At 33.2% G+C, this 13,757-nt stretch carries 12 protein-coding genes; 11 read left to right on the forward strand and 1 reads right to left on the reverse strand.

Annotated elements, in window-relative coordinates:
* Window positions 1-25: 25 nt before the first annotated feature.
* The 6 genes from ACPF9A_RS17585 (at window position 26) to ACPF9A_RS17610 (ending at window position 6,157) form a co-directional block, all read left to right on the forward strand.
* Window positions 26-370 (forward strand): DUF2853 family protein, encoded by a 345-nt coding sequence (locus tag ACPF9A_RS17585; RefSeq protein WP_423998938.1) that lies wholly within the window; start codon window positions 26-28, stop codon window positions 368-370.
* Window positions 371-465: 95 nt separating this feature from the next.
* Entirely contained in the window at window positions 466-1,302 is an 837-nt protein-coding gene (locus ACPF9A_RS17590) for a CvfB family protein (RefSeq protein WP_423998940.1), read from the forward strand.
* Between the two features lie 169 nt (window positions 1,303-1,471).
* A complete protein-coding gene (locus tag ACPF9A_RS17595) occupies window positions 1,472-2,080 on the forward strand; it encodes an SPOR domain-containing protein (protein WP_423998942.1) in 609 nt (202 codons plus the stop codon).
* A complete protein-coding gene (gene menA, locus ACPF9A_RS17600) occupies window positions 2,080-2,988 on the forward strand; it encodes a 1,4-dihydroxy-2-naphthoate octaprenyltransferase (RefSeq protein WP_423998944.1) in 909 nt (302 codons plus the stop codon). The genes ACPF9A_RS17595 and menA overlap by 1 nt, the downstream gene beginning before the upstream one ends.
* A gap of 32 nt (window positions 2,989-3,020) precedes the next feature.
* Entirely contained in the window at window positions 3,021-3,785 is a 765-nt protein-coding gene (locus ACPF9A_RS17605) for a LytR/AlgR family response regulator transcription factor (RefSeq protein WP_423998946.1), read from the forward strand.
* A 419-nt stretch (window positions 3,786-4,204) separates the two neighbouring features.
* On the forward strand, window positions 4,205-6,157 hold the full coding sequence (locus tag ACPF9A_RS17610) for a tetratricopeptide repeat-containing sensor histidine kinase (protein WP_423998948.1): 1,953 nt from the start codon (window positions 4,205-4,207) through the stop codon (window positions 6,155-6,157).
* Window position 6,158: 1 nt separating this feature from the next.
* On the opposite strand, the gene ACPF9A_RS17615 is transcribed toward ACPF9A_RS17610, so the two are convergent.
* The gene (locus tag ACPF9A_RS17615) at window positions 6,159-6,953 is read right to left on the reverse strand and encodes an SDR family oxidoreductase (RefSeq protein WP_423998950.1); all 795 of its coding nucleotides are present in this window, start codon (window positions 6,951-6,953) and stop codon (window positions 6,159-6,161) included.
* Between the two features lie 45 nt (window positions 6,954-6,998).
* Here ACPF9A_RS17615 and ACPF9A_RS17620 point away from each other — a divergent pair, with 45 nt between their 5' ends.
* The 5 genes from ACPF9A_RS17620 (at window position 6,999) to ACPF9A_RS17640 (ending at window position 13,656) form a co-directional block, all read left to right on the forward strand.
* Complete coding sequence (locus ACPF9A_RS17620; protein WP_423998952.1) at window positions 6,999-8,051, forward strand: o-succinylbenzoate synthase; 1,053 nt, start codon at window positions 6,999-7,001, stop codon at window positions 8,049-8,051.
* Complete coding sequence (locus ACPF9A_RS17625; RefSeq protein ID WP_423998954.1) at window positions 8,042-8,962, forward strand: lysostaphin resistance A-like protein; 921 nt, start codon at window positions 8,042-8,044, stop codon at window positions 8,960-8,962. The genes ACPF9A_RS17620 and ACPF9A_RS17625 overlap by 10 nt, the downstream gene beginning before the upstream one ends.
* Before the next feature lie 4 nt (window positions 8,963-8,966).
* Window positions 8,967-10,037 carry an AMP-binding protein gene (locus tag ACPF9A_RS17630; RefSeq protein ID WP_423998956.1) on the forward strand — a complete coding sequence of 357 codons (1,071 nt, stop codon included), beginning with the start codon at window positions 8,967-8,969 and terminating at the stop codon, window positions 10,035-10,037.
* 93 nt (window positions 10,038-10,130) lie between these two features.
* Entirely contained in the window at window positions 10,131-12,212 is a 2,082-nt protein-coding gene (locus ACPF9A_RS17635; protein ID WP_423998958.1) for a YfbK domain-containing protein, read from the forward strand.
* A 97-nt stretch (window positions 12,213-12,309) separates the two neighbouring features.
* A complete protein-coding gene (locus ACPF9A_RS17640; RefSeq protein ID WP_423998960.1) occupies window positions 12,310-13,656 on the forward strand; it encodes a M24 family metallopeptidase in 1,347 nt (448 codons plus the stop codon).
* The last annotated feature ends 101 nt before the right edge of the window (window positions 13,657-13,757 follow it).

Below are 13,757 nucleotides of genomic sequence, written 5' to 3' on the forward strand. Positions count from 1 at the left end.
AACCATTAATTATAACACATTTAACATGAGTAAAAGAGACGATTTAATTGAAAAGTATGCTGCAGACATCAAAGATAAATTTGGTGAAAATGCAGATATGGACTTGCTTAAGAAAGTAACTGTTGGTCTAGGACCATCTATTTACAATATCGATGCTTCTAAAGTATCTGGTAGTGATCAAAAAGAATTGGATACTGTAAAGAACAATTACTTGATCAAAAAGTTAGGTCTTCCTGATAATGCTAAATTAGATGAAGCACTTGCAACTGTTATGGAAAAATACGGTTCTTCTAACAGAAACAAGCATAGAGCAGTAATCTATTACAAGCTTTGTCAACATTTCAAAAAAGCATCTGTTTACGATAAATAGTCAGATGTCAAATAATTTAAAGACCGTTGCCATTTTTGGTAACGGTCTTTTTTTTTACGTTAAGATTTTAAATATTTAAAATGTAATTTTGCAACATGATAGAATTAGGACGTAAAAACAATCTAGAAATATTAAGAGACACTAGTGTAGGTCTTTTTTTAGGTGATGAAGAAGGAAATGATGTTTTGTTACCAAATAAATATGTACCCACCAATTATGAGATTGGTGAGAAAATAACAGTTTTCTGTTATTTAGATTATGACGAAAGACCTGTGGCAACTACGCTAGAGCCAGATATTATGCTTGGTGAGTTTAGGTTGTTGCAAGTAGCTGAAGTCAATGAATTTGGTGCTTTTATGCAATGGGGTCTTGAAAAGCATCTATTAGTGCCATTTCGTGAGCAACGTGTAAAAATGAAAGAAGGACAGTGGTATGTAGTACACTGTTATTTAGATGAGCGTTCGGGTAGGTTGGTTGCTTCTAATAAATTAGATAAATTTTTGAGTAATGATACCATTGATCTTAAAGAATGGGAAAGAGTTAACCTAGTAGTTACCAGGCAAACCGATTTAGGTTGGGAGGTAATTGTAAACGAAAGGCATAAAGGTCTGGTCTATTTTAATGAGGTTTTTAAACCTATTAATATTGGTGATGTTATACCCGGTTGTATTAAGACCATTAGAAAAGATAACAAATTAGATATTTCGTTACAGCCATTAGGTACAAAGGTGTTAGAACCTGCTGCTAAGAAAATATATGAAGTGTTAGTTGAAAGTGGTGGTTTTTTAGGACTACATGATAAATCTTCACCAGAAGAAATTAGAGATGTTTTTCAAATGAGTAAGAAAACATTTAAAAAAGGTTTAGGTACATTATATAAGGATAGAAAAATAAAAATTGAATCTGACGGTATCAGCTTATTGGATGATTAAAACAAAGCGTAAGAAAATTATTTAATATTTGATTTTCAGCAGAATATCTTAAATAAGTGACTAGTTTATTGTAATAAGTTACATTTAATTTTATTTTTGTATCAATTAAAAAGTTATTCACAATTTTTGACTTACATTTAGGTTTTAAGCGTAAAAATTACCCCTGTATATGCCCTTTATAGAAGAAAGCGATTTACTAGAATTACATAAAGACGTCGATAAAGCTCAAATTATCAATGAGCGTTTATTAGATCAAATCAAGTTCAAGAATAAAGAACTTAAAAAGAGTAAAATTCAGCGAAATATATTCGCTGGGGTTACAGGTCTTTTTTTAATTGGTGGTTTGGCATTTACCTCATTTACAGCAGGTTTGTCAAGTTCAGGTGGTTTTAATAGAAAAACATCTAATGATTTAGTGTTGACCTCTATTGATAGCGTTGATGCCATTAGAACTCGTTTAGAAAATTTAAAAGAGCAGAACGAAGAACTGAGCCTTGTAAAAGAATTCTATTTAGCTAAAGAGTTCTTGCAGAAAGAAAAAATATATTCGGTACAAGTGAAATCGTTTGTTGATAATAACGTCACTTTGGCTTCTGAGGCTTTAACTAATACTCTTTTTGTTAAAACCAATCCGTTTTACTCATACTCTTTAGGTAATTTTGAAACTTTAGAAGAGGCGCAATCTTTTAGAAAACAATTGGTTGATATAGGTTTTGGCGATGCTTTTGTAGCTTCATATCAAGATGGTAAAAGAATTCAAATAGAAGACCCTTATTAGTGACAAAAGTTAAAGCTTGGCTCAACGCAGCAAGACTTAGAACGCTTCCATTATCAATTTCTGGTATTCTCGTAGGTACAGCAATTGCTGCTTACTATGGCGAAACCAATACCAATATTTTTGTATTAGCCTTACTTACTACAATAGGTTTACAAGTTACATCGAACTTTGCCAACGACTATGGCGACGGAGTAAAAGGAACCGATAACGATACTAGGCTTGGACCAAAACGAGCTTTACAAAGCGGTTTATTGACTGCCCCGCAATTGAAAGTGGGTATTTATATTGGTATCATTGTTAATGCTTTACTTATAGTTTTATTAATTATAGCATCCTTCGGATTAAAAGATATTATTTACCCAGCTTTCTTCTTGCTTTTAGGGGCATTTGCCATTTGGGCTGCCATAAAATACACCGTAGGTAAATCAGCTTATGGCTACAACGGACTCGGAGATATTTTTGTTTTTATTTTCTTTGGATTAGTGAGTGTTTTGGGATCGATGTTCTTATATCTTAAAGCTATCTCTTTGATGGCTATTTTACCAGCAATATCAATTGGTCTGTTGAGTGTAGGGGTGCTTAACCTTAATAATATGAGAGACATAAAATCTGACGCAATGGTCGGTAAAAATACAATGGTGGTAAAGATGGGCTTATTAAAGGCAAAAAGATATCACTATACCTTGTTGATTATTTCAATTTTATGCTTGTTTTTCTTTTTATTTACAACAAATGCATCGCAATTACGTTATGTATGTCTTATTGGCTATGTGCCGATAGTAATACACATGAGAAAAGTAGCTGCAACAAGTAATGAAGCAGAACTTGATCCAGAGCTTAAAAAATTAGCTTTAAGCACCTTTTTTATCGCTCTGTTGTTTTTTATTAGTTATTATTATTTTTTGTAATTTTGAGTATAACCCACTAACCATTTTAAGCCTTGGAACAACCCATTAAAATTCTAATTGTTGAGGATAATGTCATCATTGCAGATGATATGCAATCTATGCTAGAGGAAATAGGATATGAAATAGTTGATAACGTAATTGTATACGAGCAGGCTGTTGAAGTTTTAAAAACCCAACAAGTCGATTTAGTTCTTATCGACATCATTTTAGCTTCAGATAAAACTGGTATAGACTTGGGTAAGCATATTAGAGAGAATTACGATATACCTTTTATTTTTGTAACCTCTAACTCTGACCGTGCAACAGTAGAGAATGCCAAAACTGTAAAACCAAATGGTTATTTAGTTAAGCCTTTCGAGCAACAAGATCTTTATACATCAATTGAAATTGCATTATCTAATTTTATTTATGGTAAGCAGACTGCCGCTAATGATAGTGCAGTAAATGATACCAGCACAGAAGATGTTGCAATGTCAAATTCAATATTGAAAGACTCTATTTTTGTTAAAAAACAGCATCTTTATTATAGAATTCAATTTGGAGATATTCAATTTATAAAAGCTGACAACGTTTATCTAGAAGTAAATACGGTCGATAAAAAGTTTTTGGTACGTTCGCCTTTAAAAGACTATTTAGAGAAGCTACCACAAAATAAATTCTATAGAGCACATAAGTCTTACATCGTAAATGTGGACCATATAGATGCTATTAATTCAAAAGATATTATGATCAATAATACGTTGATACCGATTTCTAAAGATTTTAAAGAGTTTATTATCTCGGCTATGAATTCATAGTCTTGGTCAACTATAAATTGAAACACCTTTATAGGTGTTTTTTTTTGATATTTTTTCAGTTAAAAGGTATTTATTCATCGTTAAAACGTATCTTTTTAACGATGAAATACACTTCTTTTTATTTGATTTTCGTTTCACAACAACTATTGCAGGTTATACAACAAATAATACTTAAGCCAATTGCTTATGTATAATTTTGAGGTATTAGATATTGTATGTTTTTCGTCTAGAATTTGATGTAATTAGAAAAATAAGCTGCAATTTTTAATTTTTTATTGAAAAGTACGTAGAACACGCTTTTTGGGTTTATGGTTATTTGACAATCATGTAATGGTAGTTCACAACAAAAATTTAGTACAATCAGGTATTAGTTTTAAGTTTGATTCAGCTTTTATTGAGATATGAAAAAACAATTTATTTTGAGATTAGTATGCACTTTACTCTTTAGTGCAATGTCGTGCCTAGTTATTGCGCAAGATACTGTGGCAACTCAGAATGAAGATTACTACAAGCAATTTCAAGATTTAGAGAACGGCGAGTTACGCTCGTTCTTCTTTTTTAATACTCCAAACCGTTATAATCAGAATTCGCCATACGATTGGTTAGATACCGTAAAGGTGTATCTGAACAGTTCTGAGAAGACAAAAGATTCAACTTCTATTCGCAACTACCAACTGATAGAATCTCAAATTTATTATGATTTGGGTAACTATGAGAAGAGCTTGGCTATTGCAAGACCTTTGTATGAGAACATAACAAGTTTAGATGTAGAATCTAAACAAAATATTCTAAGCATATTAGATTCTAATTACGCAATGCTTGAATTGTATGATAAGCAAATAGAGATTAGAAGGGTCAAGCGAGAATTAGGATTTACCGACAATGTTGCTTTTTATGATATATATGCCAGCCTTGGGCAGTATAGAAAAGCAATGCGCGATTACATGACCGAAGAGAAAAGAGACCTAAAAGATGATGATTACTATGGTCAAGCTATATATAATAATACTATTGGTAATTATTTAAGGTTAGACAAATCGACACCAACGGCACTTAGTTATTTTAAGAAAGCTGAAGGACTCATAAAAGTATTTTTAAGTGATGTAACCAATCAACATTCTGATAAGGAAATTGCCGATGGCAGAATTTTAAATGGATTGATTATTGGTAACATTGGTAAATGTCATGTGCAATTAGGAGAGTACGAAAAGGCTATTCCGTTTTTAGAAGAGAGTAGAGATATTATTAAGAAATATAATAAAAGTAAGTTCTCTTCTGATATTATTGAAAATACACTTGCGCTAGCAGAGTGTTATTTAAAATTAGAAAATTACTCTAAAGCAACAGATTATTTAAGTGATGATCTTAATCCTATTAAATCTGATAATATTTTAAAGCGTAATAGAATTTATGCTGATTACTATTTTAAAACGGGCGATTTTGAAAATTCTACGGTCTATTTAAAGAAGAATATAAAAATAAGAGACTCCATAGATGCCTTGGCATCTAACATTAAAAATCAACAATTAACTTCTGTTGTTGCTCAAGATTTAGAGAATTCTAGAAAAATACAGGAGCAACAAAAAAATCAATTAGAAGAATCTAGAAAAGATATTAAGGCAAGAGACGATAAAATTAGTTTGGTGTTTGTATCCTTAATATTTACACTTATTGGTTTTGCTGGTTTGGTATATGCTTATTTAAAAAGTATTAAAAATCAACGATTAATAGCAGAGCAAAAATTTATAATTGAGAATGCCTTAGTAGAAAAAGATTCTCTACTTAAAGAAATTCACCATAGGGTTAAGAATAATCTTCAAATGGTTTCTAGTTTGTTAAGTCTACAAACCAAGAATACAAGAAGTAAAGCTGCTATTGAAGCCTTAGAAGAAGGTAAAAGCAGGGTTAAAGCGATGGCTTTAATACATCAGAAATTGTATCAAAACGACGATTTATCTGTTATTGAAATGCAGGGTTATATTGAAAGTTTAATTAATAGTATTCAATCTGTCTATAAAAAAGGAGGTCATAATATTAATATTACTATCGATGCAGAAGGCGTTGAACTTGATATTGATCGAGCAATTCCGTTCGGACTCATATTAAACGAGCTGGTGTCTAACTCATTTAAATATGCTTTTCCTAATGATGACAGCGACGGTAAAATATATATTCACTTAAGAAAATTGTTAGGTCAAGAGGGCTTTTTTGAATATACTGATAATGGTATCGGTTTGCCAGAAGATTCTGAAGAACGAGCGAATTCTTCTATGGGTATTCGTTTAATGAACAGATTGGCAAATCAGCTTCAAACTTCTTTAAATACAGATAAGACCACTGAGGGTGTGCGTTTTTGGTTTAATTTTAAATAAATTATCTCACCTTACTTTTTAAAACAACTTTGTGTAATAGTTTAGGAAAGAATCTTTTTAGGTAAATTCCGAATTTCTCTTTTCCACCAATGTATGTTTCAAATTTTTTCTTTTTAATTGCAGAGATAATTTCTTTGGCACAATCATAAACGGGCATTCCATTTTCGGTGGCATTGTCTTCTTTTTTTAAAGCAGACCCATCACCGGTTAATGCATTTTTTGCAACGTTTGTTTGTATAAATCCTGGGCAAATTATCGATACGTCTACATTGTCCTTCTCATGTTCCATACGTAAGGCATCAAAGAAGCCGTGTAGTGCATGTTTTGCACCACAATAGCCTGAACGATACGGAGAGGAAAATTTACCCATTAAGCTGGTAACAGTAACGAAATGACCACTTTTTTGAGCTATGAAATAGGGTAGTAGATGTTTTGTAAGCTTTATAGTGCCCAGATAATTAACATCTACCATTTGTTGATACACTTCGAATTTAGTGTCAATGATAAGTGAACGTTGACTTAGTCCGCCATTATTAATCAAAATATCTATTTTTCCGTAGATTGATATGGCTGTTTCGGTGATGCTTTCTAGCGTATCGAAAGCAATTAAATCTAAGGGAAGTATTGCTGCGTTTTCAGGAAATTTACATTTGCTTTTTACTTCTAAAAGTACATCCGCTCTTCTTGCTGAAAGTATAATTTTTGCTCCAAGTTCGTTTAATTGATATACTAATGCTTCTCCGATTCCTGAAGATGCTCCTGTTACCCAAATCACCTTATTTTCTATACTAGCCATTCCATCGTATTTAAACTCAAAATATAGTTAAATTTGTGCGATATTATGAAGGCAACATTTAAAAAGTATCTCCTAAATTTTAAAAACCCTAGCGGAACTTCTAGAGGGATTCTTCGAACCAAAGAAACTTGGTTCCTCTTTTTAGAAGAAAATGGAAAATGGGGCGTTGGTGAATGCGGACTTTTTAGAGGTCTTAGTTTTGATGATGTTCCCGAATATGAAGAAAAATGTGCTTGGGTTGCAGAAAATATGAATTTGGGCGAAACCGAATTATTGAAGCAGCTAAAGAATTTCCCTAGTATTCAATTCGGCATTGAGCAGGCTTTTATGTCGCTGCGTTCTAAAAATCCGTTTCATCTTTTTAAATCTACTTTTTTAAATGACCAAAAACCGATTTCAATTAACGGGTTGGTTTGGATAGGTGATAAGGCTTTTATGCATCAGCAAATAGAAGATAAGTTACGGGATGGTTTTTCTTGTATAAAAATGAAAATTGGAGCAATAGCTTTCGATACTGAAATAGCATTGTTAAAATCTATTAGACAACGTTATTCAAAAGAATCTATCGAATTACGAGTAGATGCTAACGGAGCATTTTCTCCACAAGAAGCTTTATCTAAATTAGAAATTTTATCGAAACTCGATTTACATTCTATAGAACAGCCAATTAAGCAATGTCAAGCTGAAGAAATGAAAAGGCTTTGTAGCAATACACCTTTGCCGATTGCTTTAGATGAAGAATTAATTGGTGTGGTAGATGTAACAAAAAAGATAGCGTTGCTACAAACTATACAACCACAATATATAATTTTGAAACCAAGTTTGGTAGGCGGTTTTGCAGGAAGCGATGAATGGATTTCTATTGCAGAAAAAAATAATATAGAGTGGTGGGTAACAAGTGCATTAGAAAGTAATATTGGTTTAAATGCCATTGCGCAGTGGACGGCAACATTGGGTAATGAAATGCCGCAAGGATTAGGGACGGGATCTCTTTTTACAAATAATATAGAGAGTCCATTAGAAGTGAATCAAGGAGGTTTGTTTTATAACAGCTCTAAAAAATGGAATACAAATTTAATTGAAAGTATATGTATATAGAGCAAGGGTATAAAGGTGATTTAGGATTATGGAAATATTTAATTATTCCCGGTTGTTTTATTGGGTTTATGATATTGAACTATATCGCAATAATATTCTCACCAGTTAGTGTAGAGGATAGTATGGCGCAAATGATAGCTAGCTTAGGCTCTAATCTTGTATTAATTATATTACTTGTTCCATTGGCTGTAGGTCTATTCGTAGTGCTTGGATGGACAAAATTAGTGCATTCTCAAAGCATTACTAGTTTAACGACTTCCAGAAAAAAAATAGATTGGAAAAGAGTTTTTTTTGCCTTTGGTGTTTGGGGACTGATAACTATAATTTTAACTTTTGTAGGTATTTATTTATCTCCTGAAGATTACCTGTTTAATTTCAAGTTGATGCCATTTTTAAGTTTGGCGTTGATTGGTATAATTCTAATTCCTTTACAAACTAGCTTTGAGGAATATTTGTTTAGAGGTTATATGATGCAAGGGTTGGGTATTGCTGCAAAAAATAGATGGGTGCCTTTAGTTGTTACTTCTGTGTTATTTGGATTAATGCATTTGGGAAATCCTGAAGTAGAGAAACTGGGTTTTGGTATTATGATTTACTATATAGGTACTGGTTTTTTTCTTGGTATTATTACCCTTATGGATGAAGGGTTAGAACTTGCTTTGGGTTTTCATGCCGCTAATAATTTAATAGGTGCGTTATTGTTAACCGCTGACTGGACAGCTTTTCAAACTGATTCATTGTATAGAGATGTTTCTGATCCAATTTTGGGTTGGGATGTCTTGGTGCCGGTATTTATAGTTTTCCCTATTCTATTATTAATCTTCTCAAAAAAGTATGGCTGGACCAACTGGAAAGAGAAACTAACAGGAAAGGTGTTGTCTGAAGAAGAATTTTTGAAACTAGATAATTAGCACCATGTATAAAGCTTCTATACACCACAATTTTTCAATTCACGGTAGAGCTATTTCTTTTAATGATTTATCAGAGGTAAGTTATAGCCTAATTAAAGAAGGGGAAGAATTCGAAAAGCATATTGGTAAATTTCTTTTAGATTGGATAGATGATTCATCTACAATTTCGGTACAGACCTCTGGTTCTACTGGTACTCCAAAAACTATTGTTTTAAATAAAGTACAAATGGAGAATAGTGCTTTGGCAACAGGTAGCTATTTTAATTTATCACCAAAATCTTCTGCTTTATTATGTTTGCCTGCTACTTATATTGCTGGTAAAATGATGTTAGTTAGGGCTATGGTTTTGGGCTTAGATATTCACTTTGTGGAACCTACTTCAAACCCGTTGGAAGGTATTAATAGGTCTTATGATTTTGGAGCAATGGTTCCATTACAAGTTGCTAATTCACTTCCGAAGCTTTCATTGCTGCATAAGTTGATTATTGGTGGTGCTCCTATTTCTACCTCATTGAGAAAGGAAATAAAAGGTATAGCCAATGCTAGTTATGAGACCTATGGTATGACGGAGACCATAACGCATATTGCAGTTAAACCTTTGAATAGTGGTGTAGCAGATGATGCGCCTTTTTCTATTTTACCAGACGTTGAAATATCTATAGATGACAGAGGGTGTTTGGTAATTAACGCTCCAAAGATTTCAGATGAAACTGTGGTTACTAACGATGTTATTGAATTGGTTTCAGCTACTGAGTTCAAGTGGTTAGGCAGATTTGATAATGTAATTAATTCTGGCGGAATTAAACTTAGTCCCGAGCAGGTCGAGTTTAAACTTTCGAATATTTTAGACCAGCCTTTTTTTATTGCTTCTTTATCAGACGCAAAACTAGGCGAGCAATTAGTATTGGTTTTAGAAGGTACAGTGAAAGAGAACGATGTACTAAAGAAAATTACTTCAAGTGCTGTTTTATCTAAGTACGAAGTGCCACGTCAAATTAAAACTATTTCGGTATTCTTACGTACCGATAGCGGAAAAGTTAAGCGGAAAGAAACCATGACTTTATTGAAGTCATAACTTCCCTCATTCTGAAGTACCCTTCACTCATTTTTCGTTTTTAAAAAGCTTCTTTCTTAATAGGTTTATTGCTCAAACTTTAAACCAATTATTATGAAAAATGCAACTTTCCTATTCTTTCTGCTCAGTAGTATGCTGTTGTCTTCGCAACAAGTTAAAATTAGTGGTACTGTTTCTGATCACCAAGGGTCACCAATGCCTGGTGTAAATGTTAGTGAGAAAGGAACGACTAATGGCACGCAAACAGATTTTGATGGCCATTATGTTCTTACAGTTCAAAGGGGAGCTGAACTGTCATTTTCATATATAGGTTGTAAAAATATGATTGTAAAGATCAGAGATTCAGTGGTTGTTAATGTGTCACTTGAAGAAGATCTTCAAATGTTAGAAGAGATTGTAGTTACTGGTTATGGTATTCAGAAACGACTTCAATTAACGGGCTCTGTTGCAATGGTAAACATGCAATCTCCTAAATCCAATATTAGTAGAGCATTACAAGGTAAAGTTAGTGGTGTTCAAATTCGTGGAGTACGTTCTGCAGAAAATAAAAGTGTTGGCACTAAAGTGAACAGCCCTCTATATATTGTTGATGGTATTCCTATTGAAAAGCAATACAATTCAATTGTTCAAAACTTAAAAAGTGAAAATATTGATAGTAGAAAAGAACTTAAAGCTTCTAAAGCGAAGAGTTTGTATGGGTCTGATGCCAAGTATGGCTGTATTGTAATACATACCATAAAGGGAAATTATGTTATTGAAGAAGATGAGAATTATGCACAAATAACTGAAAATCAGTTTCAGAATGTAGGTATTAATCCTTTATCCACTTTTTCAATCGATGTTGATAAAGCAGCGTATAGTAACATTAGAAGGTTCATAAATAATGGAAAAGAGGTTCCTGTAGATGCAGTTAAGATTGAAGAAATGATTAACTATTTTGATTATGACTATCCGCAACCAACAAATGAGCATCCTTTTTCTGTAAACACCGAGGTAGCACAGACTCCTTGGAATGTTGATACCAAATTAGTGCGTATTGGTTTGCAGGGTAAAGAATACTTGAATGAAGAATTACCGGCATCTAATCTTACTTTTCTAATAGATGTTTCTGGCTCTATGTCATCAGATAACAAATTGCCATTACTAAAATCAGCATTTAAACTATTGGTAAATCAGTTAAGAGAAAAAGATAGGGTTTCTATTGTTGTTTATGCTGGTGCAGCCGGCGTAGTATTAGAGCCTACATCTGGTAACAATAAAGAGAAAATCATGAGCGCTTTAAATAATTTAGAGGCAGGTGGTTCTACTGCTGGTGGCGAAGGTATTCAATTAGCCTACAAATTGGCAGAGAAGCATTTTAAGAGGAATGGTAATAATAGAGTGATACTGGCAACAGATGGCGATTTTAATGTTGGGCTGTCTAGTGACAAAGACATGGAAGATTTGATTGTTGAAAAACGTGAATCGGGAGTGTTTCTTTCCGTGCTAGGTTTCGGAATGGGTAATTATATGGATTCTAAGTTGGAAACTTTAGCAGATAAGGGGAACGGAAATCACGGTTACATAGATACTATGCAAGAAGCGCAAAAATTATTTGGTAAGGAGTTTGGTGGTACTTTATTTACCATTGCAAAAGATGTAAAATTACAGGTAGAGTTTAATCCTGCTAAAGTAAAATCGTATAGATTAATAGGGTATGAAAATAGATTATTGGCAGATGAAGATTTTATTGATGATACCAAAGATGCAGGTGAGTTGGGCAGCGGACATAAGGTAACCGCTTTGTATGAGATAGTAGAGGTAGGTGTAACATCTGAATATGTTAAAGAAACACATGATTTAAAGTATACGAAGGTTTTATCAGGAGATAAGTTTTCCAATGAATTATTCACGATAAAATTCAGATACAAAAAACCTGATGGTAATAAGAGCATTGAACTGGTTCATGTCCAAAATTCGAATACTCAAGAAATGTCGAAGGACTTTCTATTCTCTGCAGCCGTTGCTTTATTCGGTCAGCAATTACGAAAGTCCGCATTTATAAATAAAACGTCTTTTAATGATGTCATTGTATTGGCAGAGAAGGGGAGAGGCGAAGATGAAAATGGATATAGAGCAGAATTTATTAGGTTGGTTAAAAGCATGAATGAGAAATTGGTAACAGACAACTATTGATATTATTTAGATTGTAAAAATCAATTTATTTTAAAGGAATAGTTTATTTCGAATGTGTGTTATTTTGTATTTTCAAGGCTTGAACCAAACAACACTCATGAAAAAACTATTCCTTTTTGTATGCCTAATTTTTATAGGTGAAATTAATGCTCAGCAAATTCTAAATGAAAAGGAAAGAGCACGGGTAATTGATGAAATTTTAGACGACCGTTTTAATAATCTGCTTCCTGAACTTATGGATGCCGCAGATTTAGATATGTGGGTGGTTATTTCAAGAGAGTATAATGAAGACCCTGTAATTAAGACTATGCTTCCGGCTACTTGGTTGAATGCTCGTAGAAGAACTATTCTTTTGTTTTATAGAGATAAGGCGAAGAATACTATTGAGAAGTTGGCTGTAGCCCGTTATAATGTTGGTAAGAATATTGTTTCTGCTTGGGATAAGGAGAAAGAGCCAAATCAGTGGACACGATTAATGCAATTGATATCCGAAAGAAATCCGAAGAAAATCGGACTCAATTATTCTACAGATCACAATATTGCAGATGGCTTAGTAAAGACAGATTATGAAGAGTTCATGGCAAATCTTCCTAAAAAATATACTTCAAAAGTTACTTCTGCAGAGCAGCTTGCCGTTCGCTGGATCGAAACTAGATCTGAACGCGAAATGGTTATTTATGACCAACTAGTAGATATTACGCACGATATCATAGCAGAAGCATTTTCTGAGAAAGTAATTACTCCGGGCGTAACGACTACTTCAGATGTAGAATGGTGGATGCGCCAAAAAGTAACTGACTTAGGTTTAGAAACATGGTTTCACCCAACTATTGATGTACAACGTAGTAAAGAAGAATTGGTAAGTCATTTATATTCGTTTTCTGGTAGGCCTGAAGACACTATAATACTTCCAGGTGATTTAGTGCACTGTGATTTCGGAATTACGTACTTGCGTCTAAATACAGACTGTCAAGAATTGGCATATGTGCTTAAGCCCGAAGAAACTGCCGCTCCAGAATTCTTAGTAAACGGATTAAAAGATGGTAATAGGGTACAAGATTTTTTGACCAACAATATGGTTAAGGGTAGGTCTGGTAACGATATTCTAGCAAAATCATTGAAGGAGGCTAAAACAGCAGGATTAAGACCTTCCATTTATACGCATCCACTTGGCTTATATGGTCATTCTGCAGGTACAACAATTGGTATGTGGGATTCCCAAGGCGGTGTTATGCGTGACGGCGGTGAAAATTATGGTTTGAATCCAAACACTGTGTATGCTATTGAATTAAATACCACGGTTAACATACCAGAATGGAACAGAGATATTAGAATTATGCTTGAAGAAGCCGGTTTTTATGGTGAAGAAGGTTTTAGGTATGTTAATGGTAGACAGACAGAACTTTTGTTGATACCAAGAGTAAAAGAGCATCAAGGTAATTAATCTTTGATTTGTAGGGTTGTTAATTATCTATGTAATAAAATTCTTATTTTTTATTTTGGAAGGTGTTTGTTAATTAACTGTTATTTATATCTTTAGAATGT

This window comes from Maribacter sp. IgM3_T14_3, from assembly GCF_049603095.1.
Taxonomy (GTDB): Bacteria; Bacteroidota; Bacteroidia; order Flavobacteriales; family Flavobacteriaceae; genus Maribacter.